The sequence below is a fragment of the Pseudohongiella sp. genome, from assembly GCF_011050365.1.
In the GTDB taxonomy this organism is placed as follows: domain Bacteria; phylum Pseudomonadota; class Gammaproteobacteria; order Pseudomonadales; family Pseudohongiellaceae; genus Pseudohongiella.
In genome coordinates this window covers 24591-50532 of sequence record NZ_DRFV01000017.1, presented here as the reverse complement: position 1 = coordinate 50532, position 25942 = coordinate 24591, and the positions used below count along the sequence as shown (strand labels likewise).

At 55.6% G+C, this 25942-nt stretch carries 26 protein-coding genes and 1 pseudogene; 13 read left to right on the top strand and 14 right to left on the bottom strand.

Going from position 1 to position 25942, the window contains the following annotated elements:
* The first annotated feature begins 89 nt into the window (after window positions 1-89).
* The 6 genes from ENH71_RS14830 to ENH71_RS14805 all read left to right on the top strand — a co-directional run bounded on the left by ENH71_RS14830 (window position 90) and on the right by ENH71_RS14805 (window position 5448).
* Window positions 90-890 (top strand): septal ring lytic transglycosylase RlpA family protein, encoded by an 801-nt coding sequence (locus tag ENH71_RS14830; protein ID WP_294130722.1) that lies wholly within the window; start codon window positions 90-92, stop codon window positions 888-890.
* Window positions 891-976: 86 nt separating this feature from the next.
* Window positions 977-2125, top strand: a complete 1149-nt coding sequence (locus ENH71_RS14825) for a D-alanyl-D-alanine carboxypeptidase family protein (protein WP_414704683.1) — start codon at window positions 977-979, stop codon at window positions 2123-2125.
* Window position 2126: 1 nt separating this feature from the next.
* Window positions 2127-2423, top strand: coding sequence for a YbeD family protein (locus tag ENH71_RS14820; RefSeq protein ID WP_294130725.1), 297 nt, complete (start codon window positions 2127-2129; stop codon window positions 2421-2423).
* A complete protein-coding gene (lipB, locus tag ENH71_RS14815; RefSeq protein WP_294130727.1) occupies window positions 2420-3085 on the top strand; it encodes a lipoyl(octanoyl) transferase LipB in 666 nt (221 codons plus the stop codon). Before ENH71_RS14820 ends, lipB begins: the two co-directional genes overlap by 4 nt.
* Window positions 3082-4071 (top strand): peptidylprolyl isomerase, encoded by a 990-nt coding sequence (locus ENH71_RS14810; protein ID WP_294130730.1) that lies wholly within the window; start codon window positions 3082-3084, stop codon window positions 4069-4071. Before lipB ends, ENH71_RS14810 begins: the two co-directional genes overlap by 4 nt.
* Window positions 4072-4095: 24 nt before the next feature.
* Window positions 4096-5448, top strand: a complete 1353-nt coding sequence (locus ENH71_RS14805) for a sodium-dependent transporter (protein WP_294130733.1) — start codon at window positions 4096-4098, stop codon at window positions 5446-5448.
* Window positions 5449-5491: 43 nt separating this feature from the next.
* Here ENH71_RS14805 and ENH71_RS14800 read toward each other — a convergent pair whose 3' ends face one another.
* From ENH71_RS14800 to ENH71_RS14790, 3 genes are all read right to left on the bottom strand, one after another.
* Window positions 5492-6661, bottom strand: coding sequence for an aminotransferase class V-fold PLP-dependent enzyme (locus ENH71_RS14800; protein ID WP_294130736.1), 1170 nt, complete (start codon window positions 6659-6661; stop codon window positions 5492-5494).
* Between the two features lie 11 nt (window positions 6662-6672).
* A complete protein-coding gene (locus ENH71_RS14795; RefSeq protein WP_294130739.1) occupies window positions 6673-8145 on the bottom strand; it encodes an aspartate kinase in 1473 nt (490 codons plus the stop codon).
* Between the two features lie 126 nt (window positions 8146-8271).
* A complete protein-coding gene (locus ENH71_RS14790; RefSeq protein ID WP_294130742.1) occupies window positions 8272-9654 on the bottom strand; it encodes a nucleotidyl cyclase domain-containing protein in 1383 nt (460 codons plus the stop codon).
* A gap of 192 nt (window positions 9655-9846) precedes the next feature.
* Between ENH71_RS14790 and ENH71_RS14785 the strand changes: the two genes are divergently transcribed.
* The 3 genes from ENH71_RS14785 (at window position 9847) to ENH71_RS14775 (ending at window position 11406) form a co-directional block, all read left to right on the top strand.
* On the top strand, window positions 9847-10398 hold the full coding sequence (locus ENH71_RS14785) for a methyltransferase family protein (RefSeq protein WP_294130747.1): 552 nt from the start codon (window positions 9847-9849) through the stop codon (window positions 10396-10398).
* Window positions 10386-11006 (top strand): hypothetical protein, encoded by a 621-nt coding sequence (locus ENH71_RS14780; protein WP_294130751.1) that lies wholly within the window; start codon window positions 10386-10388, stop codon window positions 11004-11006. The genes ENH71_RS14785 and ENH71_RS14780 overlap by 13 nt, the downstream gene beginning before the upstream one ends.
* Window positions 11007-11148: 142 nt before the next feature.
* Entirely contained in the window at window positions 11149-11406 is a 258-nt protein-coding gene (locus ENH71_RS14775) for a DUF4404 family protein (RefSeq protein WP_294130752.1), read from the top strand.
* Window positions 11407-11441: 35 nt separating this feature from the next.
* On the opposite strand, the gene holA is transcribed toward ENH71_RS14775, so the two are convergent.
* The 7 genes from holA to miaB form a co-directional block, all read right to left on the bottom strand.
* On the bottom strand, window positions 11442-12449 hold the full coding sequence (holA, locus tag ENH71_RS14770; protein ID WP_294130753.1) for a DNA polymerase III subunit delta: 1008 nt from the start codon (window positions 12447-12449) through the stop codon (window positions 11442-11444).
* Between the two features lie 14 nt (window positions 12450-12463).
* Window positions 12464-12943: an LPS-assembly lipoprotein LptE gene (locus ENH71_RS14765; protein ID WP_294130754.1), complete on the bottom strand. Its 480-nt coding sequence runs from the start codon at window positions 12941-12943 to the stop codon at window positions 12464-12466.
* 38 nt (window positions 12944-12981) lie between these two features.
* The gene (gene leuS / locus ENH71_RS14760; protein ID WP_294130757.1) at window positions 12982-15468 is read right to left on the bottom strand and encodes a leucine--tRNA ligase; all 2487 of its coding nucleotides are present in this window, start codon (window positions 15466-15468) and stop codon (window positions 12982-12984) included.
* Between the two features lie 87 nt (window positions 15469-15555).
* Window positions 15556-16428: a CorC family transporter gene (locus tag ENH71_RS14755; protein WP_294130761.1), complete on the bottom strand. Its 873-nt coding sequence runs from the start codon at window positions 16426-16428 to the stop codon at window positions 15556-15558.
* Between the two features lie 50 nt (window positions 16429-16478).
* Window positions 16479-16964 (bottom strand): rRNA maturation RNase YbeY, encoded by a 486-nt coding sequence (gene ybeY, locus ENH71_RS14750; protein ID WP_294130763.1) that lies wholly within the window; start codon window positions 16962-16964, stop codon window positions 16479-16481.
* Window positions 16948-18000: a PhoH family protein gene (locus tag ENH71_RS14745; RefSeq protein ID WP_294130816.1), complete on the bottom strand. Its 1053-nt coding sequence runs from the start codon at window positions 17998-18000 to the stop codon at window positions 16948-16950. Before ENH71_RS14745 ends, ybeY begins: the two co-directional genes overlap by 17 nt.
* A 126-nt stretch (window positions 18001-18126) precedes the next feature.
* Window positions 18127-19470, bottom strand: coding sequence for a tRNA (N6-isopentenyl adenosine(37)-C2)-methylthiotransferase MiaB (miaB, locus tag ENH71_RS14740; protein ID WP_294130765.1), 1344 nt, complete (start codon window positions 19468-19470; stop codon window positions 18127-18129).
* A 154-nt stretch (window positions 19471-19624) separates the two neighbouring features.
* On the opposite strand from miaB, the gene ENH71_RS14735 reads away from it, so the two are divergent.
* Together ENH71_RS14735 and ENH71_RS14730 are read left to right on the top strand one after the other, a co-directional pair.
* Window positions 19625-19957: a DUF1820 family protein gene (locus ENH71_RS14735; protein ID WP_294130767.1), complete on the top strand. Its 333-nt coding sequence runs from the start codon at window positions 19625-19627 to the stop codon at window positions 19955-19957.
* Between the two features lie 138 nt (window positions 19958-20095).
* Window positions 20096-20623: a hypothetical protein gene (locus ENH71_RS14730; protein WP_294130769.1), complete on the top strand. Its 528-nt coding sequence runs from the start codon at window positions 20096-20098 to the stop codon at window positions 20621-20623.
* 40 nt (window positions 20624-20663) lie between these two features.
* Here ENH71_RS14730 and ENH71_RS14725 read toward each other — a convergent pair whose 3' ends face one another.
* Window positions 20664-21941 (bottom strand): aspartate aminotransferase type Ic, encoded by a 1278-nt coding sequence (locus tag ENH71_RS14725; RefSeq protein WP_294130770.1) that lies wholly within the window; start codon window positions 21939-21941, stop codon window positions 20664-20666.
* Between the two features lie 171 nt (window positions 21942-22112).
* On the opposite strand from ENH71_RS14725, the gene srkA reads away from it, so the two are divergent.
* Window positions 22113-23123 carry an SrkA family protein kinase gene (srkA, locus tag ENH71_RS14720; protein WP_294130817.1) on the top strand — a complete coding sequence of 337 codons (1011 nt, stop codon included), beginning with the start codon at window positions 22113-22115 and terminating at the stop codon, window positions 23121-23123.
* A 24-nt stretch (window positions 23124-23147) separates the two neighbouring features.
* On the opposite strand, the gene ENH71_RS14715 is transcribed toward srkA, so the two are convergent.
* Both ENH71_RS14715 and ENH71_RS14710 read right to left on the bottom strand, forming a co-directional pair.
* Window positions 23148-23678, bottom strand: a complete 531-nt coding sequence (locus ENH71_RS14715) for a TlpA family protein disulfide reductase (RefSeq protein WP_294130771.1) — start codon at window positions 23676-23678, stop codon at window positions 23148-23150.
* 22 nt (window positions 23679-23700) lie between these two features.
* Window positions 23701-24963, bottom strand: coding sequence for an acyl-CoA desaturase (locus tag ENH71_RS14710; RefSeq protein ID WP_294130773.1), 1263 nt, complete (start codon window positions 24961-24963; stop codon window positions 23701-23703).
* Window positions 24964-25240: 277 nt separating this feature from the next.
* On the opposite strand from ENH71_RS14710, the gene ENH71_RS14705 reads away from it, so the two are divergent.
* Window positions 25241-25462 carry a SlyX family protein gene (locus ENH71_RS14705; protein WP_294130775.1) on the top strand — a complete coding sequence of 74 codons (222 nt, stop codon included), beginning with the start codon at window positions 25241-25243 and terminating at the stop codon, window positions 25460-25462.
* A gap of 37 nt (window positions 25463-25499) precedes the next feature.
* Here the strand turns inward: ENH71_RS14705 and ENH71_RS16180 are convergent.
* Window positions 25500-25706: pseudogene (locus ENH71_RS16180) on the bottom strand (cold-shock protein); the annotation flags it as partial.
* Window positions 25707-25942: the final 236 nt, after the last annotated feature.

The following is a 25942-nucleotide window of genomic DNA, read 5'->3' as shown; positions in this document are numbered from 1 at the left end:
TGCGCTGATGTAGAAGGAAGGTTAAGACGTTGAATTATAAATTAATTTTTCTAATGCTTGGTAGCGTTTTAGTTGCTGCCTGCAGCAGTGTGTCACCATCCCCGCAATCCGCCGGCTCCGCGCCGGTTGCCAACGCCGGTCGTTATAGCATCTCCCAGGACCGTGCGCCCAGCGCGCCGATGGATCCTGCCCGTATTCGTGATGTCGAATTGGTGCCACTTAACCGCACCATGGCAGGTAATCGCTCACCCTATAACGTCAACGGCAAACAGTATCGGGTGATGGCCAGTGAAGAGGGGTTTCAGCAGACCGGGCTTGCCTCCTGGTACGGTGAGAAATTTCATGGCCATCTGACCTCCAACGGTGAAACCTTCGACATGTATCAGGTGTCTGCAGCGCACACGGGGCTGCCGATACCCAGTTATGCGCGGGTCACCAACCTGGAGAATCAGCGCAGTATTATCGTCAGGGTCAATGACCGGGGTCCATTTCACAATGACCGCATCATTGACCTGTCTTACGCGGGAGCGTACAAGCTGGGCTTTTCCGATCAGGGTACGGCGCTGGTTCATGTAGAGTCCATCATACCGGGGCAACAAAATGTATTGCTTGCCGGCGCGTCGGCCGCGGGCAATGCTGCCGTGGCCAGCGCCGGTGGCCGGTATCTGCAGGCAGGTGCTTTCTCTGATTTGCGCGCCGCGGAGCGGCTTTCCAGCCGTCTGCGCGAGCTGACGACGCGTCCGGTGTTTATCCGATCGGTGCAGGCGCAAAATGCGCAGCAACTACACCGGGTCAGGGTAGGGCCGATCGCCGATCCACAGGAAATTGAACGAATCACTGACATGATGGTTGCGGCCGATCTTGGACAACCCTATATGGTAGATGAATAAACACACCGACCGGGATTTTATGTATGAAAGGTTTTAACGGGACAACGGGCAAACTGTTTTCCAGGCGCCAGCCGCGGGTTTCTGCAATGTTGTCGTCGTTGTTGGCAGCAGTTATGTTAATGACGGGTATCGGCGTGTCGGCTCAGTCCATCATGCCTCGTCCGCCGGAAATAGCCGGTAGCAGCTATATTCTGATTGATGCCACGACCGGTCATGTCATCATGGAGCAGAACTCCGACGAGGCTCTGCCGCCTGCCAGTCTGACCAAAATGATGACAGCCTATATTGCCGAGGTCGAAATTGACAATGGCAACATGAGCTATGATGATCTGGCATTTATCAGCGAAAAAGCCTGGCGCACCCAGGGCTCGAAAACATTTGTTGATGTTAACAGCCGGGTCCGTATCGAAGATCTGTTGCGCGGTATCATCATCCAGTCCGGCAACGATGCCAGTGTTGCCATGGCAGAACACATTGCCGGCAGCGAAGCCGCGTTTGCTGACCTGATGAACCAGCATGCCCGTGCACTGGGCATGGACGACTCCTACTTCGTGAACTCCAGCGGTCTCGACGACGACGGCAACACCAATCTGATGTCTGCGCGCGATCTGGCAGCCCTCGCCCGGGCGACAATTGTGGAGCATCCCACGCATTACGACATTTATGCCGAGCGCGAATTCACCTTCAATGGCATCACGCAGCCAAATCGCAATACCCTGCTGTTTCGCGACCCCACCGTCGATGGCATGAAAACCGGCTGGACCACACAGGCAGGATATTGTCTGGTGGCGTCGGCACAGCGTGATGGTATGCGGCTGATTGCAGTGGTCATGGGTACCGCCAGCGAAGATGCCAGGGTCGTCGAAACCCAGAAAATGCTGAGTTATGGTTTCCGCTTTTTTGAAACCTACAAACTTTATGACGCAGGTGAAGTTGTCAGCTCGGAACGCGTCTGGTCGGGTGCGCAGAATTCAGTCGATCTGGGTATTCAGGAAGAGGTGCTGATCACAATTCCACGCGGTCGCTCGGAAGATCTGGTGGCCACGCTGGACACCGACGAAGTCATTCGTGGCGGCTTTGCAGCAGGTGATGTCATGGGCGCCGTTGAGATCACTCTGGACGACGAAGTACTGTATGCCGGTGATGTGGTCGCCACGCAGGCAGTTGAGCGGGGCGGGTTTCTGCGCCGCCTGATTGATGCGCTGACCCTGTTCTTTATGGGGTTGTTCAGCTGAGATGACATCCGACGAAACCAGCACGCCGGCTTCCGGGCAGGAAGCTCCGAAAATAACCTTTCCCTGTCGTTATCCGGTGAAAGTCATGGGTGAGGCCGTTGACGGTTTTGAGCAGCAGGTGCTTGAGATCTTCCGGCGTCACGCCGCAGGCGTCGATGACGAGCAGGTAATGGCCCGGCCCAGTGCCAAGGGCAATTACATCGCGCTGACCATCACCATTGAGGCTACCGGAATCGAGCAGCTCGAGCGGTTGTTTGCCGATCTCAAAACATTATCGGCGGTCAGACTGGTGTTATGACAACTAACCGTCCGCTGATCATCCGCCGCATGGGGCTGCGTGACTACGAGCCGGTGTGGCGGGCCATGCAGACATTCACCAGCGAGCGGCAGGATGAAACCCCGGACGAATTGTGGGTATTGTCACACCTGCCGGTATTTACGCAGGGTCAGGCGGGTAAACCGGAGCATCTGCTGGCGCCCGGAGATATTCCTGTCGTACAGATAGATCGTGGTGGTCAGGTAACCTATCATGGTCCCGGCCAGCTGGTAATCTACCTGCTGCTTGATGTCAGGCGTGCGGGCCTGGGTGTCCGTGAGCTGGTGAGTTTGATAGAACAGGCTATTATCGATACCTTGTCGGCGGTCCGGATTGAAGCCCGGACCCGATCAGGAGCGCCAGGCGTCTATGTCGATGACGCGAAGATAGCGGCGCTGGGGTTACGCATCCGGCGCGGCTGCTCGTATCATGGGCTGAGCCTGAATATCGCCATGGACATGGAGCCGTTTGCCCGCATCAACCCCTGCGGTTATCAGGGCCTTGCGGTGACGCAGGTAGCAGACTTTGTTAAAGATACTGAGCCATCGGAAATGATGGTCACCATGGAAAAAATCTTGCTGCAGCAACTGCTGCCGCAACTTGACCAGTATAGCTGGATAGATGTCAGACAGGAGTTCGAATGAGTTTTTTGCAAAACCTGGAAAGCAACGTGTTAAAAGGTGGCCTGCTGACAGCTCTGCTGACCGGAGCGCTGACATTGTCCGGTACAGTGCAGGCAGAACCGCTGGTGCGAGTCAGTACCAGTTATGGCAGCTTCACTATCGAGCTTTTTGATGAGACTGCGCCTGATACGGTGTCCAATTTTCTGGGTTATGTGGATCGGGGTGATTATGCCCGCTCCCTGTTTCATCGTTCTGAAACCGACTTTGTGGTGCAGGCGGGTGCCTACCAGTGGCAGCGCGATTGTGTCACGGGAATGGACCCCACCACCTGTTCTGTCATCGCGATACCATCACAAGGCAATGTCCGTAATGAACCCGGTACCTCCAATACCCGGGGCACGCTGGCCATGGCAAAGTTTGGTGGCGCGCCAGACAGCGCAACCAGCCAGTGGTTTGTCAATCTGGCGGACAATGCCAGTCTGGACGAGCAGAATGGTGGCTTTACCGTATTCGGGCGGATTCTGGGCGACGGCCTCGCAGTGGCCGATGCAATAAACGATCTGCCGGTCATAAACGTTGGTGGTGAAGCTCAACAGTTACCGGTCAGGGATTTTAATACCCAGCAAAATCAGTTGCCGGTTGAAGCCAATCTGGTGCTGATTAACATGCATCGGGTTGACCGCTTGAGCTCTGCGGTTAACGTCTTTGAATACGGCAACGCTCTGCTGACGACGTCGGTGGATGCCGGTGAGCTGGGAAATCTCAGTCTCAACATGCGTCTGGTCAATGATGGCCCGGAATTGATATTCGACGTTGTCCCGGACAGTATTGTGCCACTGGCGATCGCGCCGGAAGGCCGGGGTGTGTTCGACGCCGCTGATCAGCGTTTGCGCCTGCCCCAGATTGAGCTCAATGACAATGGTCAGGTCAGCGTCATCCGCAACGTTGTGATGCGACTGGCGGATGCGGCCCAGTTGCGCTTTATTGTTGAGTCCTACGAAGAATAATAATCAGACAAGAGCCAGACCAATATGAGTGCACCTCGCGGCGAATTCAGTTCACGTTTCGGTTTTCTGATGGCAGCTGCCGGGTCGGCAGTCGGGCTTGGCAATATCTGGGGTTTCCCTACCAACGCTGCCAGTAATGGCGGCGCGGCGTTTCTGTTTACCTATCTTGTGCTGGCATTTGCACTGGCCTATCCCGCCCTGATGGCAGAGCTGATCATCGGGCGCCATGCCAAGGCCAACGCCGTGACCGCGTTGCGGGGACTGGCGCGGGGGCCGGCTACCGAAAAGCTGGGCATCGTTGTTGGTTACGCGGGCATGATCACGGTGAGCCTGATCCTGTGCTTTTATGCCATTGTCAGTGGCTGGATGATGGCCTTCATGTTCTCTGCCATGGCCGACATTGCCGGACTGACGGCGTTGTCTCAGTGGCTGGCGACCGGTGGACTGGTCCGCGACAGCCTGTTTACCGCTACTTTCATGATGCTGACACTGTACGTGGTCAATGCCGGCGTGCGTCACGGTATTGAAAAATGGGCGACTCGGCTGATGCCGGCACTGGTGTTCATATTGCTGGCGCTGATCGTTTATGTGATGACACTGGAAGGTGCCATGGAGGGGCTGAGAGTCTATCTGGTGCCAGATTTCAGTCAGCTGGCAGATACCGGTTTGCTGCTGAGCGCGATGGGTCAGGCCTTTTTCTCGTTGTCGCTGGGCGTGGGCACCATGCTGATTTACGGCTCCTATGTCAGCAAACGCGAGAACCTGCCTGCACTGGGCGGCATGGTTACCTTGCTCGATATCGGTATCGCAGTCACTGCCGGTCTGCTGATTCTGCCTGCGATGTATGTGGCACTGGCCAATGGCATTGAAATCTATGATGCCCAGGGTGGTCTGATCGCCGGTCCGGGACTGATCATCGCGGTACTGCCGGCCTTGTTCGAGCAAATGGGTGACGCCGGCATCCTGGTGGCTCTGGCGTTCTTCGTGCTGATGACCATAGCCTCGCTGACCTCTTCCATCTCCATGCTGGAAGTGCCGGTCTCCTACGTGGTTGAAGAGCGTGGTGCTTCCCGGCGCAAAGCGGTACTGGTGCTGGGGCTGACCATTACCGTCATCAGTTTGTTACTGGTGCTGAATTTCGACACATTATTCGATCTGGTGGTGTCGGTGACCACCGAGTACAGCCAGCCATTGCTGGGGTTCTTCTTCGCAGTGTTTGTGGGCTGGATCTGGCATCGGAACGGGGTCCTGGCCGAGATCAAACAGGGCTGTCCGGAGGCAGAGCAGGGCCTGTTCTGGAAAATCTGGCCCTTCTATATCCGTTATATCTGCCCGCTGGCCATCCTGGCGGTTTATGCGCAGATGATACTGGGTTGATTAACAGCGCTGAGCATCACAGCAGATAACGGGTTGGCGCCGGTCAGCGCTGGGCTGACAACACCTGACAGAAGGTGTCGACTTCCTGCTCGGTGTTGTAGTAATGCACCGACGCCCGATTGATGTCCGGCAGGTTGCGGCTGGAGAAATCCAGTAAATTGGTCTGGTGCCGGGCGATCGAGGTATTGATATGGTGTTGACGCAGCGCTTTGTGCACCGCTGAGGCATCCTGCCCGTCGCAACTGAAAGTGACGATGCCGCTCAGGCGCTGACCCTGGTCATGCACTAATACGCCGGGCAGTTGTCGCAGTTTTTCGCGCAGCAGCGCGGCCAGTGTGCAGGTCCTGTCCTCAATAGCAGGCATCCCAAGATCGCAGGCGTAATCGACGGCAGCGCCCAGGGCGATTTTACCGGCAACAAAATGCTCCCAGTTTTCGAATCGTCGGGCGTCATCACGGAAGGTGTAGCTGTCCTTGCGCGTCCAGCTCGCCGAATGCAGGTCGACACTGGGTGGTTCCAGAAAGTCCTGGGTGCTCTGGCGGACATACATGAAACCGGTGCCGCGCGGGCCACGCAGGTATTTACGGCCGCTACCGGTGAGCATGTCGCAGCCAATGTCATCGACATTCAGGTCGATCTGGCCGGCCGACTGGCAGGCGTCCAGCAGATAGAAAATCCGGTGCTTGCGGGCGATCTTGCCGACTTCAGCGGCCGGATGAATCACGCCGGATTGACTGGGTACATGCGTCAGCGCAATCAGCCGCACGTCTTCGTCAATCCTGTCACTCAGGGTTTTCAGGCAAATCTGACCATCGCTGTTGTTGGGTATGACATCAATCCGGATATCACGCGTTTTGGCCAGGTGCAGCAGGGTCATGTAATTGCTGGCGTATTCCGACTGTCCGGTAATGATGCGGTCGCCGTGAGCCAGAGGCAGCGCTTGCAGGAGCAGCGTCCAGGCGCGTGTGGCGTTTTCAATGTAGGCGATTTCGCGCGGGTTGCAGTTCAGCAGACGGCCAAAGGCATGATAAAAGTTCTCCTGGGCGTCCAGGGTCACTTCCCCGGCTTCATAACCACCGATGCGCTGTTCAAGCAGCAGATGCTCAAACAGCGCGTCGGTGACTGGCTGCGGGGATAGCGACGCACCGGCGTTGTTGAAATGAATCAGATTCTGGCAGGCGGGGGTCTGAGCACGCAAAAAATCTGTATTCATTGTCTGCCCCGTTATGCCAGCTTGATGGCGCGCCCGTGATTGTAAACTTCGACCAGCTGTTTATGCATGGCCTTGATGGCCTTGGTGTAGTTCTCTTCATCGAGCACGAACTGGATATCAACCTGCCGCATGCACTGATGTACACCCAGAATATCGACGCCGGCATCGGCCAGGGCCTGTGCACTGCGAGCCAGCATGCCGGGGATTTTCAGGTCGCTGCCAATGGCAGATACGATACACACTTTGCGTACGTTGATCTCGGCGCCGGGAAACAGTTCGCCCAGGCTGGCCTGAATGCGCTTGACCGTCTTCAGGTTGGCGGACAGGTAGTGCGTAATGGTGTTGGCATTCAGGTCCTTGTTGATGACCTGCGCTTTGTAGCGGGTGATTTGTGCCAGGAACTGCTTTTCGTAATGGGACAGATCTCCCACCATGTCCTGATCAAACAGCTCAATGGCATAAACACCAATGCGTCCGGCGATGATTTCAACGCAGGCTGAATCACTGACGTAGTCACGGGTGATCAGTGTGCCACCGTGCTCCGGCTCAAAAGTGTTCTTGACGCGCAAATGGATATTCTGCTGTCGCAGGCCCTTGGCAGCTCTGGGGTGGATGGCCTCCATGCCCAGGTTAGCCAGTTGATCGGCGACATCATAGTTGGTGCGCCCGATAGGTACCGCGTTGTCGGCACCAACGACACCGGGGTCAGCGCTGCTGAGATGAAATTCCTTATGGATAATGGCTTCCCTGGCACCGGTGAGCACCGCAATCCGGCTAAAGATCATCTCGCTGTAGCCGCGATCAAAGATCGCCATCAGGCCGCCTTCACAGTGGCTGTAGCCGGTCGTGATGGGCAGCTCCGTGCTCAGGTCGACATCTTTGAAAGCATGGCTGATGTTTTCGTCAAGCGAATACTGGTGCGTGCTGGCCCACCCGGATAGATCGACAAACCGTGCATTGATGCCGTTCAGTTGCAAGAGCTGAGCGGTATTATAGGCGCTGTGAATCTCACCCAGGCTCGCCAGCATCTCGCGTATCGTCTGAATATAGTCATTCAGGGCAAAATGACCATGCTGGCAGAGGCTGGAGACGTCCCGTAGCACATGCTCGGCATCATCCAGGCGGCCCATGATGAAGTCATTGGCTTTTTGCAGATGCTCCGGCTTTTGATCGGCGAACAGCTCGCCGTTAATCTCCGTAATGCGTGTGCGTAGCGCTGCCATGGCATCGTGCCAGCTTTGTGATTCCTCGGCATCAGAGAACAGTGCGAAAATGCCGGGTTGCCCGGTTTTTTTGTGCTCGAGCAGCATATTGGTTATGCCGGCATAGGCGGAGACCACAAAAATGCGCTGGTAATAATTCCCTTGCAGCGCCGGGTTCATGAAAATATTCTTTTTGACGGCGTCAAACTGGCTCATAGAAGTACCGCCGATCTTCTCGACGGTGTGCTGGAGATGCTTGTCTGATGCTTGCGCGTCTGTCATTACGAGTCCTGTGATTTTGGGTTGAATAGGGCTCTGATCAGTGGTGAACTGATCGAACGGGGCGCAATTATAGCGCAACGGGCAGGTAATTTCATGTCAGCCCGGATCGCAGGCAGAGTGGAGCTCCTATTCCAGGATGTGGAAATAAACGTAACGGGCATCCGGGTCCTGGGGGACCGGGTAGCCGATTTCGGACAGTGTTATGCCGTGAAACAAGTTTTTATAACGATCGCACAGGGAATTGAAGATGACCTCCTGAACGATCAGGATATTGTAGTGAGTCAGGCCCATCTGCCTGGCCTGCTGGCGGATAATGTCAGAAATCATGGGATTTTTGCGCATCTCTTCATAGCGATAGGCCTGAATCAGTGCATCACCGAACAGGTCATAGGAGCGAATGCCGCTACTCTGGAAAGTACCCTGTACGGAATTATAGGCCAGCCCCATCGCCGCTTTGATCGGGTAGCCATAACCGAATTTTTCGACCTCGGTATTGAACGCACGAAACATCAGCAGAGCAGTTTCGACGGAATGATCAGCCAGAGTGTCTTTCTGATCGGTCAGGAACGGGTAGCCAATGGCGCTGATAAAGCCGTCCCCGGTTTCTTTCAGGCGGAAGGCGCGGGACTGCAACGGATTATGCTGATAACCCATCATGCATATCTGTGAAAAGGCACGAAAGATTTCCAGGAAAAACGATTGGGTACGCTCGTGTTTTATGGCACTGGAGTTTTGTACGTCAAAAACGTTAATGATGGCTTCACTTTTGGCCACCGGCATGGTCTCTTCCAGCTGGTCTCCGGCCTTGATTCTGGCAAGCTGGTGAGGGTACACCAGCTTGGACAATTGTTTGTACAGATGCTGGCGGGTATCTGCGTCGATTGACTTATAGTAAAAGCGGGTTTGTATACGCCGGAAAAAGATCCAGCTGACGATAATGCCACCCAGATAACCCTGCACAAACTGCATGGCGTTAATGGACAGATATTGCGGGCTGATCAGGTAAATCAGGATCGCTGCCAGCAAAGTGAACACGGTATTTCGGCTGAGTGTTACGGCAAAGGATGCGTGATATGAGAACGCCGTTGTCATCAGGATGACAAAGTTTATCTGCCCGGACAGGGCCAGAAACGTATCAGACCGTTCTACTGTATTCATGTCCGGTGCGAACACATAACTGAGTGATTGGCAAAATCCGAACAGTATGCCCAGCAGGAAGATGTCCAGCACGGTGCGGGAATACTTGTCCAGGCGGGAAACGATCAGTGAAGCCCAGGGGTAGGCGAAAATCAGCAATATCGGAAAGGCATAAGCCAGCAGGGCCTTGTTGGCAAGGGGGTTGTCGGCTGCCCGCAGGCTGAGCCAGGTAAACACAGAGGAGGCTACCAGCAGCAGTGCTGCCGTTTTGCCTGGCCAGTTGCTGAGTGCGCGCGAGGCATCGTCGCGCAGTTCATTACGGAACTCGTCCAGGTGCTCTTTACAATACGCCGAGTATTTATCAAAGTTCATATTATTATTGGTCGCTGCTGATCCGTGATAAATGTTGACGTCTGCAATAACCCGGTCCGCTATCTGACATATCTCACCAATGCTGGTGGGTTAGACGATTATACAGATTTACATCCGATCAGCAATTGCGCGCCACAATGCCGGAGTGTATAAAAGCGGTTATATAATTTCTGGTTTATGGAGTTTTACCGCATGCTTACCTGGTTCGTATTTTTTATTTATCTGCTGATTGTTCTGAGCCTGTTGTGGGGGCGATTGCGTTTCTTCAAGGTTAATTCGGGTACGCCGCGACTGGCTGCGCTGGCGTATGATCTGGCAGTGGCTGTGCAAATGATACTGACGGCTTATTACTTCTATAATGTGACGGATGTCACAAAACTAGCGTTAGGGATTTGTCTGCTATTGTATCTGTTTTCGCTGATGCTATTCTGGTGGGCAATTTTTACAGCAAAGTCACTCGATTTTGCTTTTAGTAATCACGTAGGGAGTATTGTGACAACAGGTCCTTTTGGTCTGTTCCGGCATCCGTTTTATGTCTCCTACATGCTGGCCTGGACGGGTAGTACCCTGTTGTTCAATTCTCTGTTTTTGTGGATAACTCTGATTTACCTGATCGCCTTTTATACACTTTCCGCGCGGAAGGAGGAGAGGTTGATCCTGAAGAGCACGCAAGCACCGCAGTACCAACACTACCAACAACAAGTAGGCATGTTCCTACCGAGGATAAAAAAATGGAAGCTATGAAATTCAAGACATTGACCAGTGATCAGGATATTGACATGTTTTTGAGCCGGTTCGAGAGTTATGTCGGTGTCAAACTGCCTTATGACTATGCTCAGCGCAGTACGTTCGTTGCCGGTTTCAAGGGTGATGAAATGGTCGGAGGCTACATGCTGGTGACCAGGCCCGAGTTCAGAAGTCTGATGTTTGTTCCCGATGCGGTGCGTGCTGAACATGATTTCTTCAAGAATGACAGTTACGATATGATGGAGATCAATGGTGTCTGGATGAGCGCCTCGCTAAAGACCGCCGCGGAGCAGTTTGGTATCTGGCTACGGTTGATTCTGGATGCCTTCAAGTGCCGGAAACAGTACGTACTGTTAATGGCGAACCAGCGTAACCTCAATATACGTCACGTGCATGCCATGACCGGTGCCAAGGATATATACGAAGGCGAACCCATGCTGATGGCCGGCGAGAAGAGTCACTCGACGATACGGGTCAGTTACACCACGCGCTGGTCGTTACTGCTGAACGTGCCACGCTACTGGTTTGAGTACAAGAGTCGTGAACGTCGTTTTCATCGTCGCCTCAAGCAGCGCGCCTATTCAAGGGTAGCTGCCAAGGCCTGATATCGGCATTCAGGACACCGTGTGTTGTTGGTAAACAGGCGAACCGGTCTGCATGGAGGCAGGCGGGTTTGCTTGTGCCACAGCCAGACAATGATTATGATTACCTGCATAGCAATATTGCCAACCGCAGGGGGATCCGGTCTTGAATCAGGATAAAGTAAAACGGCTGTTAGAAGAGCTTCGCGCTGAGCTCTCCAATACGGATACGCTGGATGAAGATACTCGCGCACTTGCCGAGAAAGTCGACAGAAACATCGATGATCTGGTTGAAGCCTCACAGCCCAACAGCCCTGAGCTGGATGATGCCATTGCGCTGGAGGCCCGGTTTGCGGCGACACACCCGGTAGCCGAGCGTATCATGCGCGAGCTGATCGCTACCCTGAGCCGAATCGGCATTTGAAGATGGTTTTACTCAGACGGCGGCAACCATGACCTTCAGGTCGTGGCGAACCGGGTCACCAGTTGCTCGAGTGCAATCCAGGGCGGCACCTGATGCATGCCTTTGACCGCCAGATCGACATCTCTCGCCTGATCCAGTAGCTGCAAGGTTGCTGCCGGTTTTAACCGGCGCAGTGCTTTTTCGGTCAGCGCCTGTTTGTTCTTCCACACCTGATGGCTTTGAAAGACCGCAGCTTGCGCCTCGCCGCGCTGCAAGCGGCTACCCATATCGGTCAGTTGTCGCAGCTCTTTGGCCAGCATCGCTGTGATCATCAATGCTTCCGAGCCTTCATCGCGCATCCTGCGGACGGTTTTCACGGCGCGTTGTGCATTCCCGGCCAGGCAGGCGTCCACCAGGCCAAACACGTTGTAACGGGCGTTATCAGCTACGCTGCGTGCGATACGCTCGGACGTTATGTGGGCGTCTTTGCCAAACAGCAGGCTCAGCTTCACAATTTCCTGATCCGCGGCTAACAGATTGCCTTCTATGCGGTCGGCCAACAACTGCACGGCATCGGCATCGGCGCGCAGACCGTGGTGTTGCATGCGTTGTTGTATCCAGCGTGGCAGTCGGTTCGCGTCGATCGGATAAATTTGGACGACCAGAGACGCGGCCTCGAGCTTCCTGAACCATTGGGTTTTGCTGCTGGCAGCTTCGATCCGGGGGCTGATCAGCAGCAGCATGTTGTCGGGTGACGGGTCATCAAGACAACTTTGCAAAGTCTTGCGGGCGGTGTCATCCAGCTTGCTGCTCTTCAGGCGGAGCTCGATCAGTTTTTTATCGGAGAACAGCGACATGCTGTTATTAGCATTCACCAGTTCACGCCAGTCGAAACTGTTATCAACGTCGTGTAACTCGCGTTCGGAAAAACCCTGTTCCCGACACTTCTGCCGCACCAGGTCAGAAGCCTCGCGCATCTGCAGAGGTTCGTCGCCACTGAGCCACACCATGGCCGGCAATGATTTGCCCAACTGTGCGCTCAACTGATCCAGATAAATTTTCATATCAGCTTGTCACATTAGAGATTGAGGGCCTGAAGTTGTCGCAGCATTTGTTCAGCCATCGCGCGGCGCATATCTTCGAGAGCCAGGTCGCGCCCGCTGTTGCTGCCGCTGATATTGGCTGTATCTTCATAAAAGGTACCGCGTGTGGTGATGGTTTCCGGGCCGCCGATCAGAGCGCCATCCTGATACAGGCTGGCATCAACACTGAGGATCAGCTCGTACTGACCGGCGCCGGCGCGGGTATTGATGGTGATCGTGCGTTGCTCCAGCGTTTCCGGGCTCAAGGCAAGAGCATACCCGGTGCTTGCGGCCGGATTTGTGCCGGCCGAGCCGGTGTCGGGCTCGGGCACCGTGACCCCGTTGGCCCGCAAGGTCTCCGCCAGTGATCCGGCCAGTGGATAAAAGCCGGTTGGCTGGATAATGGCCATTTGGTCAAAGGACAGCGCAGCCTGTTCGGTGCCTCGTAGCGTGAAACCACAGCTACTGACAGCCATTATCACAAGCCCCAGACAAATCCGGCGCAGTGTCTGCATCAGCTCACCACAATGTTGACGAGTTTTCCGGGCACCACGATGATCTTCCTCACGGTTTTACCTTCGGTGAACTTCTGCACGTTGAGATCGGCCAGGGCGAGAGCTTCCAGTGTTTTCTGTTCTGTGTCCTTGGCGACGTCCAGTTTGCCACGGAGCTTGCCGTTGACCTGAATCACCAGTTGTATCTGATCCTGTTCCAGTGCGCCTTTGTCTGCTGCGGGCCAGGGATGATCAATAATCGCTTGCTGATGCCCCAGGTGATGCCAAAGCACATGACAGAAGTGCGGCACAATCGGTGACAGGGTCAGTAGCACAACTTCCAGTGCCTCATGCACGATGCTCCTGTCCTGGGCGTTGGCAGCGTCCGGTGTTGCCGTGTCATCCTGAAATTTATGGATGGTATTGACCAGCTCCATGACGGCGGCGATGGCCGTGTTGAAGGTTTGCCGACGACCAAAATCGTCCGCCACTTTTTGCAATGTGCTGTGGGTCTTGAAGCGCAGCTGCTTCTGTTCGGCTGACAGCGACGGTGCGTCAATCCCGACGATACCGCTGGCATCGTGTGCGGTCATGGTTCGCCACAGTTTGCGCAAAAAGCGGGCGCTGCCTTCGACGCCACTGTCAGACCATTCCAGTGACTGATTGGGTGGTGCTGCGAACATGGTAAACAGGCGCACGGTATCGGCGCCATACTGCTCAATCAGGGTGGCAGGTTCCACCGTGTTGCCTTTGGACTTGGACATCTTGGTGCCGTCTTTCAATACCATGCCCTGGGTCAGCAGCCGTTTGAAAGGTTCATCGGAGCCGATCAGGCCTTCATCGCGCATCAGCTTGTGGAAAAAGCGCGCGTAAAGCAGGTGCAGGATGGCGTGTTCGATACCGCCAATGTATTGGTCTACCGGTAACCAGTAGTCCGCCCGTTGATCCAGCATGCCGGTTTTCAGATCATGGCTGGTGTAACGCGCATAGTACCAGGACGACTCCATAAAGGTGTCGAAGGTGTCGGTTTCGCGTTCGGCGTCGGCGCCGCACGTCGGGCATGTAGTCTGATAAAATTCGGGCATCTTTTTGATGGGTGAGCCCGAGTCTGTAAAGCTGACATCTTCCGGCAGGATGACAGGCAGGTCGTTTTCCGGCACCGGCACTGCACCGCAGGATGAGCAATTGATGATCGGAATCGGGGCGCCCCAGTAGCGTTGACGGGACACGCCCCAGTCACGCAGGCGGTAGTTGATCTTCTTTTCGCCTTTGCCCCGCTCGCGCAACCAGGCCTCAATTCGTGCAAATGCCTGCTCAAAGTTCAGGCCGTCAAATTCACCCGAGTTGATCAGAATGCCTTTGTCGGTGAAGGCTTTTTCATCGAGGTCACAGCTCACATCGTCGCTGGCAGGTTTGACTACCTGGCGAATATCGAGACCGTATTTCCTGGCGAATTCATAGTCGCGCTGGTCATGCCCGGGCACAGCCATGACGGCCCCGGATCCGTACGCCATCAGTACAAAGTTGGCAACGTAGACCGGCACGGTGTCGCCGGTGACCGGATGCACAGCCTTGAATCCGGTGTCCATGCCCAGTTTTTCCATCGTCGCCATGTCGGCTTCAGCGACCTTGATGTGGCTTTGCTGTTCTACAAAGTCCGCGATCGCACTGCTGCTGGCCGCCGCCTGCGTTGCCAGCGGATGCTGCGGCGCCACAGCGACATAGGTGACGCCCATCAGGGTGTCAGGGCGCGTGGTATAAACGCTGAGCGCTTCATCGCTGCCTTCGACAGCAAACGATAATTCCACGCCTTCCGAGCGGCCAATCCAGTTGGCCTGCATGGTGCGCACTTCTTCCGGCCAGCCGTCAAGCTTGTCCAGGTCGTCCAGCAATTCCTGCGCATACGCGGTGATGCGGATGAACCATTGCGGAATCTTGCGCCGCTCAACCAGCGCACCGGAGCGCCAGCCACGGCCGTCAACCACCTGCTCGTTGGCCAGCACCGTCTGGTCAACCGGATCCCAATTGACTTCCGCTTCTTTTTTGTAAACCAGACCTTTCTCAAACAGTCGGGTGAAGAACCATTGCTCCCAGCGATAATAGTCGGGGTGGCAGGTAGCCAGTTCACGGCTCCAGTCATAGGCGTAGCCCAGCTGCTTGAGCTGTGCGCGCATGTAATCAATATTGCTCCAGGTCCAGGTGGCCGGCGCAGTTTTGCGTTGCATGGCCGCGTTCTCGGCGGGCAGGCCAAATGCGTCCCAGCCCATGGGCTGGAGTACATTCTTGCCCTGCATGCGCTGGAAACGGGAAATCACATCACCAATCAGGTAGTTGCGCACATGGCCCATATGCAGGTGGCCGCTTGGGTAGGGGAACATGGCCAGGCAATAGAATTTGTCCTTGTTGCTGTCTTCAACAGCCTTGAAGGATTCATTGCTGTCCCAATACTGCTGGGCCTCTGCCTCGACCTGCTGAGGCTGATACTGCGATTCGCTTGGTGTGCTCATGGATGTCCGCTAGTCTCTGATCCGTCTGTCTTTGATTTGGTCTGCTGATTAATTACCGGCTGTGATCTGGTTTCTGCAGGGTTGTTTTCAGCCGTCAACGTTGCCGCTGCTTGCCTTGTCACTCAATATGCTCAGTTTTAGCAGGCGCACCTGCCGGCTGTCCGCATTCAACACGGTAAACAGAAAAGTGCCGATGGTCACAGTTTCGTCGCGCTCAGGGATGTGTCGCAGGTGCTGGAGCACCAGACCGCCCACGGTATCAGCTTCGTCGTCGCTGAAATCCGTGCCGAAGTGTTCGTTGAACTCTTCGATTGGGGTCAGCGCCTTGATGATGTACTGATTGTCATCGAACTTTTTGATGTAGTTTTCGTCGTCGACATCATACTCGTCATCAATTTCACCGACAATCTGCTCAAGAATGTCCTCGATTGTTACCAGGCCGCAGGCCACACCGTACTCGTCAATCACCACTGCCATGTGATTGCGGGTTTCGCGGAACTCCTTCAGCAACACATTGAGTCGCTTGCTTTCCGGCACGCAGGTGGCCGGTCGCATGATGTCTTTCAGATTAAAGCGCTCAGCGTTATCGCCCAATGCCAGCGGCAGCAGGTCCTTGGCCAACAGGATGCCGATAACCTGATCGGGGTTCTCGCCGGTCACCGGGAAGCGCGAATGGGCAGCCTCAACCACGATGTCGAGAATTTCCTGCAAGGACTGGCGCACCGATACCGTCACCATCTGCGAGCGCGGGATCATGATCTCGCGCACCTGCATCTGGGATACCTGCAGGGCGCCTTCGATGATGCTGAGCGCCTCGGCGTCCAGCACCTGGTCCTGTTCAGCGTTGCGCAGCAGGGTCAACAGACTTTTGGTGTCAGTGGGTTCGTCAGAAAAAACCTGGACGATGCGTTCCAGCCAGGAACGCTGCTTTGGCTCTGTACTCGGTGGTTCTTCAGTCATGCCTGAAATGATCTCCGGTTCTTGAAAGTGTGTGTCGCTGTCAGACTGCGCTAGTGTGTAATGTAAGGGTCAGAAAAACCCAGTTGATCCAGAATACGGATTTCCTGTGCTTCCATCTGTTCAGCGTCGCGTTCATCAATGTGGTCGTAGCCACTCAGATGCAGGATGCCATGCACAACCATGTGCGCCCAGTGTGCCAGTACGGCTTTGTTTTGTTCCTGAGCCTCCCGGATAACTACCGTCGCGCAAATCACCAGGTCGCCCAGTGGCGTTTCATCCAGTTGCCTCAACGTCACTCCGGGTAGTTCGCAGCCAAAGGACAGGACGTTGGTGGCATTGGTTTTGCCGCGATAGGTCTGATTGAGCATCGCCGACTCTTCGCTGTTCACAATACGAATACTCAATGACACCGGTTTGTCAGTCTGACCGGATGTGCGTGCCCGTTGCACTGTGGTTTCAGCCCATTGCTGAAAGTGGGCAGGCCCGGGTATGTCGGCCTCATCACTGTCATTGATCAGGTCAGTTATCACGGTCATGGCTTGAGCCGCTGTCCTGGTTCAGGGGTGTGATGGTGTTTTTGCGCTCATACTCATCGTAGGCTTCAACGATTTTTTGCACCAATGAATGCCGTACCACGTCTTTGGAGTCAAAAAAGCTGAAGCCAATGCCCTGCACGTTGTGCAATACCTTCAGGCCATGAACCAGCCCCGAACGGGTGCCCTTGGGCAGGTCGATCTGGGTAACATCGCCGGTGATGACTGCGGTTGAGCCAAAGCCGATCCGGGTCAGAAACATTTTCATTTGCGACACGGTTGTATTCTGACTTTCGTCCAGAATAATAAATGCGCCATTGAGCGTGCGGCCACGCATATAGGCCAGCGGCGCAACCTCGATGACGTTCTTTTCGATCAGGCGGGTCACTTTCTCAAAACCCAGCATCTCGTACAGCGCATCGTATAGCGGACGCAAATACGGGTCAATTTTCTGCGACAGGTCACCGGGCAGGAAGCCCAGCTTTTCGCCGGCTTCGACCGCCGGTCGCACCAGCAGGACGCGTTTGACCTTGTCCTGTAGCAAGGCTTCCACGGCGCAGGCCACCGCGAGATAGGTTTTGCCGGTGCCGGCGGGACCGATACCAAAATTAATATCAAGCTGACGGATGGCTTCGACATACTGGCGCTGGTGCTTGCCACGGGGCTTGACGGAGCTTTGTGGGGTCTTGATCAGCACCGCTTTGAAGTTGTCTTCAACTTCCTGCGCCGGCGCCTCGTCAGAATGTCCGGCCGCGTCAGGCTGAAAGCCGGATTCCTTTAATGTCAGGTGCACCATGTCCGGACTGATAACTGAGCCGTCTGCCGTGGCCTGGTACAGGGAATCAAGCACGCGCGCGCCCTCCCTGACCGCTGGTGCATTGCCGGAAAGCTGGAAGACATTGCCACGTTGACGTATTTCCAGGGTCAGCGATTTGGCAATCTGATGAATATGTTCGTTCAGGTGTCCACACAGGTTGGCCAGGCGAAGTGCGTTCTCCGGTTCCAGTGTGAACTGTTGCGTCTGTTGTTCAGTAGCCATGTAGCTGGGGTCATACCTCCGGTCAGTCTGGCGCTTCAGTGCGCAATGCAGACCTGACAGTGCGTCAGAATGGAATGCTGCCAGCCAGTGCATACGCGCCGGCCGGTCAGGTCAGTATAGTGCAAGTTAAAGTTCGCCCGCCAGTGAGTTGGGGAATGCTTCCACAATTTTCACATCGACAAATGAGCCGGTCAGTGACAGGTCGTCACAGTGGAAATTGACCACACGATTGTTCCCGGTGCGTCCCTGCATCATGGCGTCGCCACGTTTGGAGGCGCCGCTTACCAGGATGCGCTGCGTGCTGCCCACCATGGATTCACTGATAGCGGCCGCCTGGCGCAGGATCTGGGCCTGCAGCACCGCCAGCCGATGTTTCTTTTCCTGCTCGCTGGTGTGGTCGGGCAGGTCTGCCGCCGGGGTGCCGGGGCGCGGGCTGTAGATGAAGCTGAAGGAGTGGTCGTAGCCCACCTCGATGATAAGGTTCATGGTGTCTTCAAAATCTTTCTGGGTCTCGCCGGGAAACCCTATGATGAAGTCAGATGACATGCTGATGTCCGGTCGTATCGCCTTCAGCTTGCGGATGATGGATTTGTACTCCAGCACCGTATGACCGCGCTTCATCGCGGCCAGAATGCGATCAGAGCCGCTTTGCACAGGTAAGTGCAGATGGCTGACCAGCTCGGGCACCTGGCGGTACATCTCGATCAGCGGCGTATTGAACTCGACCGGGTGTGATGTGGTAAAGCGAATGCGATCAATGCCTTCGATGGCTGCTATGTACTGCACCAGGGTTGCCATATTCACAATCCCGCCATCGTGACTGAGACCGCGGTAAGCATTGACGTTTTGTCCCAGCAGATTGATTTCGCGCACGCCCTGGCCGGCCAGGTGCACGGCTTCGGCAAGCACATCGTCCAGCGGACGACTGACTTCTTCGCCGCGGGTATACGGCACCACGCAGAATGAGCAGTATTTGCTGCAACCTTCCATGATGGTGAGGAAGGCCTCGCAGCTTGACGCTCTGGGCTCGGGCAGACGATCGAATTTCTCGATTTCCGGGAAGCTGATGTCTACCACCGGACCTTTGCCGCCCGAGGCATTAAGCATTTCGGGCAGTTTGTGCAGGGTCTGCGGACCGAACACCACGTCGACATAAGGCGCGCGTTTGCCAATGGCAGCGCCTTCCTGGCTGGCCACGCAACCACCGACGGCGATCTTGACACCCGGACGTGCCTCTTTCAGCGCTCGCCAGCGGCCCAACTGGTGAAAAACCTTCTCCTGCGCTTTTTCGCGAATCGAGCAGGTGTTGAGCAGCAGAATATCGGCTTCTTCAGGCGTATCAACCAGATCAGCCTGCTGCGACTCACGCAACAGGTCCAGCATGCGCGACGAATCATATTCGTTCATCTGGCAGCCATGGGTCTTGATATAGACTTTCTTGCGTGGTGCGATCTGATCAATGGGTCTCATATCGGTTCCGGAAAACGTCGAAAAGCCGCGGATTATAACAGCAAATTTATGCAGATGCTGTATCTGCGGGGGCTGTTTAGGCTACAATGGCAGGTCATCAAACGCCAGCAACGCAATCGTCCAGACCGCCCACGACGCAAGAGTACTCAGCCGCATGGCCAGCCGCCAGGAAATCTACCGCATTACCTTTCTCAATAAGGGCAAAGTCTATGAACTCTTTGCCCGTCAGGTCTATCAAAGTGAGCTGTATGGCTTCATTGAGGTAGAGGAGTTCCTGTTCGATGAGCGCAGTCAGATGGTGGTGGATCCCAGTGAAGAGAAGCTGAAAATGGAGTTTCAGGACGTCAAACGCAGTTTTATCCCGTTACAGGCGATCCTGCGCATTGATGAGGTCGAGAAAACTGGCGTGGCGAAAATCTCCAGCGGTGACAATATCATGCCGTTTCCCATGCCCGGCTTTGGCACACGAAATTTAAGTGATACCTGAGAGACGCTCCCGGTGCCGCCATTGTTCTGGAAGCGCTTTGCCGACGTTTCTGGTCCCGGATGGCTGCCGTTAAGTCTGTGTTCAGCGGGGTTGTTTTATAAACAGTGTTGAGAAATTCGCATTGTGGAGGAACAGCTCATGAGAATAAAGCAACCCCTGATGATGGCAGTTACATTGGTCGCGGCGCTGGGTGCAAGCCATGTATTCGCTGATCACGACCGCCGGACCGTGGTTCGTGAAACACATTATTCAGCGCCAATACTGACGTATCATAGTGGCCCCGTGTCCGTGTATGTTGTCCCCTCGCATTCCACCCGCGTCATCACCACGTCGCAGCGCCATGATTCCCATGGCCACAGATATGGTCATAAAGTATCCGGTTTCGGCCATGCGCCGCACGGCAAGGCCTACGGCTACTATGGGCGAAAAGGCAGAGACGACCACCGGAAATACGACCGATACGACAACAAGCGGCATTATGGCGGGTCCGAGCGTGACTATCACGGCGGCTACCATGGCGGCTACTATCGTGATCATGCGCCCTCCCGCGGCAGCTGGTCGCGCGACCGCCGGGAAGTGATCTACGTCAACAAGGATGCGCGCAGACACTCGAACTATCGCCGTGTCGAACGCAACAGTGTGGTAATCCGGGAACGCCGCCGATAAGGCTGACGACATCTCCCGGATCTGACTTGCGGGGGTGGTGTTACTGTTCCAGTGTCGCGAGTTCAACACACAGCACAAACACCTGCATGGCTTCGTCGATTTCGCTCAGACCGGGGAACGACGGAGCCAGCCGGATGTTGGTGTTGGCCGGGTCCTTTTTGTACGGCCAGGTCGAACCGGCCGGGGTCAGCTTGACGCCGGCGCCGGCGCACAATTTAACCACCTTGTCTGCCAGCCCCGGCTGGGTATCAAACAGCACAAAATAACCACCGGCGGGTTTTGTCCAGCTGCCCAGCGGCTGGCCGTTGTGGGTTTTGGCAGACAAACCTTCATCCAGGTGCCTGAGCACCAGCTCAAACTTGGGTTGCAGAATCTCCCGGTGGCCCTGCATTAGCTTGCGCAGGGTCGGCATGTCTTTCAGGAAGCGCATATGACGCAACTGGTTGACTTTGTCCGGGCCGATGGTGGCGATGCCCAGGAGGTCGACAAAACCCGCTATATTGGCCTCTGAGCTGGCCATAAAAGAGATGCCCGCGCCGGCAAAGGTTATCTTGGATGTTGAACCGATCACCACAGCATTATCCAGCGTGCCGTATTTCTCACTCAGTGCCAGCAGGTTAGCCAGCTCCGGCGGGTTTTCCACCAGGTGGTGTTCAGCGTAGGCGTTGTCCCAGATGATGCGGAAGTTGGCGCCGGCAATTTTTCCCAGTTGTGCGAATCGGTCCACGACCTCGTCGGAATAAACCACACCGTTGGGGTTGGCGTACTTGGGCACACACCAGATGCCCTTGATTAGCGGGTCGGCACGCAGCAGGGATTCCACCTGATCCATGTCGGGACCGTTCTGGTCCATGGTCACCGGGATCATCTTGATGCCCAGGGTTTCGCAGATACTGAAGTGACGGTCGTAACCCGGGGCCGGGCACAGAAACTTGATGGTGCCGGTAGTGCCGGCTTCTTCGCTCCACGGTGCTGCACCGGCCTTCACGCCATGATAATAGGCGTTGGTGACAATCTGATACATCAGCTGCAGCGAACTGTTGCCGCCCACCAGTACCTGGGACGGTCTGGCACCCAGGTACTGCGCGGCAAACTCACGTGCTTCCGGAATACCCAGGGCACCCCCGTAGTTGCGGGCATCGCTGCCATCGGCGCAGGCATAGTTACCTTGCAAAATACCATCCAGGGCGTCACTCAGGGCCAGTTGTGCCGTGGCGGGTTTGCCCCGGGTCAGGTCCAGGTTGAGCTTTTTTGCCTGAATTTGTTGATATCGGTCTAACAGATTCTGATGATGGGCCTGTGCGTCGTTGCTGCTCAAGAATAACTCCTTACTGACTCTCGCTGCGCAATATTGCGCTGGCGGAAGATTGGCGCTGAGATGTGGACGGGTTGAAGTTTTCGGCTTACGGAGGGTATTTTACAGTATACTCGCGCCAAACTCGATCTACAGGCCAACCACATGCACGATACGCCATTGTCTTCGTCCTCGCTGACGCATCCCTATGAGCTGCTGGGGCCCGACCAGGTGCTGGACGCGGTGGAAAGTCTCGGGCTGGAAACCACAGCGCGCGTTTTCGGGTTGAACAGTTACGAGAACCGGGTCTATCAGATTGGCCTGGCATCCGGCGACTATATTGTAGCCAAATTCTATCGCCCCGAGCGCTGGAGCAACGAGCAAATTCTGGAAGAGCACAGTTTTGCCCAGGAATTGGCCGACCTTGATATACCGGTAGTGCCGCCAATGTGGATCAGTCCGGGTGACGGGCTGCCTGAGCAAACCCTGCACAATTTTGCCTGTGGCGAGCAGAATTTTCGTTTCGCCCTGTTTCCGCGCCTGGCGGGGCGCGCCCCGGAACTCGACAATCCCGATAATCTGCTGGTCATGGGACGTTTCCTGGGGCGAGTGCATCTGGCCGGCGCGCAGCGGCAGTTTGAGCATCGGGTCACGCTGAGTACTGAACGCTTTGCCATTGCCAGCCGCGAGTTTTTGCTGGCCAATGATTTTATTCCGCCTTCCCTGGTGCCGGCTTATGAAAGTCTGAGTCGGGATCTGATCGACCGGTTGCTGCCGGTGTTTGCTCAGGCGAAAAATTGCCGAATCCTGAGACTTCACGGCGATTGTCATCCCGGCAATATTCTGTGGCGGGACGACCGACCGCATTTTGTTGATTTTGACGATGCCATGAGCGGGCCGGCTATTCAGGACTTATGGATGATGCTGGCGGGCGATCGTGATCAGCAGCAAGGGCAATTGCTGGAGATCGTCGAAGGTTATGAGGAATTTTTTGAATTCGATGCACGCGAACTGGCGTTAATCGAGCCACTGCGTACCTTGCGTATCATGCACTACAGCGCCTGGCTGGCGCGGCGCTGGCAGGATCCGGCGTTCCCGCACAGTTTTCCGTGGTTCAACACGGAGCGCTACTGGGCAGAACACATACTTGAGCTGCGCGAACAAATGTCGGCGCTGAACGAGCCTCTGTTGCGGTTATACCCTTAACCCTGAGTCGGACGGGGGTGGGCGTCACTCAGCCAGCAGCGGAATTAATGCCTGCTCAAGCAGCTCGGTGTCACCTTCGCGGAAGCCTTTGTGAACTTTACGAATCACACCATCGCGGTCAATCAGAAATGAGGTCGGCATGCCGACGACGCGATACTGATCCATGACATCCGCAGTCGCATCCAGCACCACGGAGTAGGCCAGCGGTACTTCCAGGTCTTCGAGAAACTCAGTGGCATCTTCAACCGGGTCATCGATGGTGATCGCCACCACCTCAAAACCCTGGTCGCGATACTGCTCATACAGACCGTTGATCTGCGGCAGAGAGCGCAGACAGGGCAGGCACCAGGAGGCCCAGAAATCGACGTAAACCACCTTGCCCTGCAGTTCGCTAAGTTGCACTGCTGCGTCGGAGGCGCGCACACCCGGCAGGGTAAAGTCAGGCGCCGGTTCACCTTCCTCAACGGCAGTGGCCGGCATTGCGCCCAGCAAGGCCAGGGTGACAGCACCGCCTGCAAACAGGGAGCGCCAGAAAGACTTACAAAAAACGGTCATGGTTGTCCTTTCGCTGTTGTCGTTACGCGGTGGCTGATGGTACATCGGAGAAGCTATGCAGCAGTTCGCGCCAGCGTTGACGTCGCAGTTTGAGCTGGAAGCGCACTTCCCGGTAGCTGTCACGCAGCGCGATTTTCTCCCACTTTTCGTGGAGCTGGTCGTGGATCTGCGATGACTTGGCGGCATACCATTGCTGACGATGTTGCGCCCACAGATCAAGAGTATGTTTTAACTGCTCGTATTCGTCTTCCAGTCGTGTGCGCAAGGTGTCGGCGTTGGCCAGGGCTTCACAGCGTTCGCTGGCTTTGCGGTATTGCATTTCCAGGCGAGCGGTTTCGATGCTCAGGGGTGTTACCCGCTTCAGATCACTGGTCAGACCGACCCATTCACAGCTACGGATCAGCCATTTGGTGGGATCGTAGTGCCACCAGCGGATGCCGTTGCGGTAATCCCACTGAAAGGTGTGGTGGTAATTATGATAACCCTCACCGTAGGTTAGCAATGCTATCAGGGGATTATCCCGGGCCGAACTTTTTTCACTGAATGTCTGTTTGCCCCACATGTGCGCCAGTGAGTTGATCAGGTAGGTCACATGCTGGCTGAGCACCAGGCGGAGCAGCCCGCCCAGCAGCAAGCCTGCGATAATGCTACCCCCCAGATATCCCAGGAACGCAGGTACAGCGATATTCATGAACAGGACCAGCGCCAGGTAGTGCTTGTGCTGCCATCGCAGGATCGGGTCCTTTTGCAGATCCTTGATATTGGAAAAGTCCTCGGTGCTGCTGGGATAATGACGAAGTATCCAGCCAATATGGGAGAACCAGAAGCCGCGACCGGCAGAGTAGGGGTCCTTATCATTGTTGTCGACAAACGCGTGGTGCCTGCGATGATCTGAAGCCCAGTTGAAAACATCGTTCTGCAGCGCGCAGGCGCCACCCAGGGCGAAGATAAACCGCAGCGCCGGATGCGCTTTGTACGCCTTGTGAGACCAGAGCCGATGATACCCGGCGGTAATCGATATGCCGCAGAACCCCATCAGCAGGACAAATACAGTCCAGTCGTAGGCACTGTAACCGTAGACAAAGCCGTACAGCGGTACCAGGGTCACCGCAAACAGCGGGGTCAGGGTAAACAGGATCATGTTGGTCCAGTTGATGGGCGCGTGATCCCAGTCGGCTATGCTCGGCGGCGCAGTGCTCGGCGACGCAGTGCTCGACGACGCAGTGCTCGACGACGCAGTGCTCGGCGACTCTGACGTGTGTTGTGGTGAGGATTGACCGGTCAAGACGAAGTGCCTCCTGATATGACTTTGTGACGGACGGCGGGTGCCGCAGGGCGCGATCGGGGCCGAAGTACGGGACCGACATTGCCACTTTCCACGTTTGATAAGACAGTTATTCAACCGTGATTATTGCATGACTTGGCGAATAATAAAAAGATGGCTGCCATCAGTCAGTCTGGCGAATCACGAAACCGGTTGGAGTGGTGATCTGCCACGCGGTATCATGATCTGACCATCGTGCTATGCAGTGGTGTTAACAATCACTAACAGGGGGTGGATTATGTCTACAGAAGCAACACTGGTCGATCTGCAAACCCGGTTTGCCTTTCAGGAGGATAGTATTCAGGCGTTGAATGATGTTGTCACCCGGCAGCAGCAGCAGATTGAAACCCTGACCCGGGAGCTGGGCCTGCACCGCGAAAAGCTGGCGGAACTGATGGAGGCGCAGTCCGAACGGATGGTGCAGGGCGGCGCCATTGACGACAGGCCCCCACATTATTGATAAGGACCGCTGTTTTTGGGGGCAATCGTTCCGCTACTCAGTCCTGGGCAGCAGCCACATCGTCGGCCTGCAGACCTTTATCGCCCTGGCTGACGCTGAATTCGACACGCTGGCCGTCTTTCAGGACCCGGTGGCCTTCTCCCTGTATTGAGCGGAAGTGGACAAAGACATCATCACCGCTGTCGCGGGTAATGAAGCCGAAGCCTTTGCTGGCATTAAACCATTTGACGTTACCGAGCTCGCGTGGCGCGTTGCTGGTCCGGCGGCGAGGTGCGGACTTGCGTTTTTTGGCTGGCTTGGTGGCTCCCATCTGGGCCAGTGTCGCCGTTGCCAGACAGGCCAGAAAGATCAGGCCAACGTAGAAAATCGGCGTGTTGATCAGCGGGTGCAGGAAAAAAACGACGGGAATGCTGATCAGAGTAACAATAATGGCGGAAACAAGGGTTTTGCGGAACATGTGTTGTCTCTTGATGGTGCGTA